Source organism: Mesorhizobium sp. M4A.F.Ca.ET.020.02.1.1, from assembly GCF_004022645.1.
Lineage (GTDB): Bacteria > Pseudomonadota > Alphaproteobacteria > Rhizobiales > Rhizobiaceae > Mesorhizobium.
Genome location: NZ_RZOI01001251.1, coordinates 1 through 810, shown reverse-complemented (window position 1 = coordinate 810; position 810 = coordinate 1). Strand labels below are relative to the sequence as shown.

Genomic DNA, 810 nt, shown 5'->3' with positions numbered 1-810 from the left:
ACTTTGGGATCCTCCAGCACCGACTTGCGGAACGGCACGCCGGCGCCCGCCTGCAGCAGCCGCGCGCCCATGACGGGCGACACCGCCCACTGGCAGAACAGATAGGCGGCCTCCTTCTTCTCGCTGGCCGCCGTGACGCCGATGCCGTCGCCGAACGTGCCCGAGGCATGCGCCTTGGGCCCTTTGGGCATGACGCCATAGCCGACCTTGCCGACCACTCTCGACTTTTCCGGATTCTCCATCGGCGGGGCGAATCCGACAACGTCGAACCACATGCCGATCTTGCCCTGGAGGAAGGCGGGATGCGCCCCGGCCCAGTTGAAGCCGGTAACGCCGGGAGGCGCCGATTTGGTCATCAGCCGCTGGTAGAGGCCAGCGGCCTCGACCGCCTCGGGCGAGAGGGTGCGCAGCTTGCCGTCGGCGTCGAGCGGCGTCATGTCGTAGCCCAGCATCAGCGACGTCCACACCGGCGTGTTGGCGTTCTTCAGTCCGCGGGCGACAAAACCATAGGTGTTGGCTGAAGCATCGGTCAGCGCCTCGGCGGCGGCGACCAGCTGCTCGAACGTCTCGGGATATTTGAGGCCCTTGGCCTCGAACAGCTCCTTGTTCCAGTAGAGGATCCAGTAGTCGACCGAGAACGGCAGCGAGCGCAGCGCGCCTTGCGCGTCCTTGGCGAAGACCATGCCGGCATCGGCGAAGTCACCCTCGACCAGCGCCGAATCCGTGAGCGTCGGATCGGCGAGATAGCCGGAGATATCGGCCAGCCAGCCGCCCTTCTCGAACTGCCGCTTCTGCACGTGGTAGCTGAGA

General features: G+C 66.2%; 1 protein-coding gene. It reads right to left on the bottom strand.

Annotated features, from left to right (window positions below):
• Positions 1 to 810: extracellular solute-binding protein (locus EN742_RS36430; RefSeq protein WP_128333960.1), on the bottom strand; the 810-nt coding region annotated here is incomplete at both ends.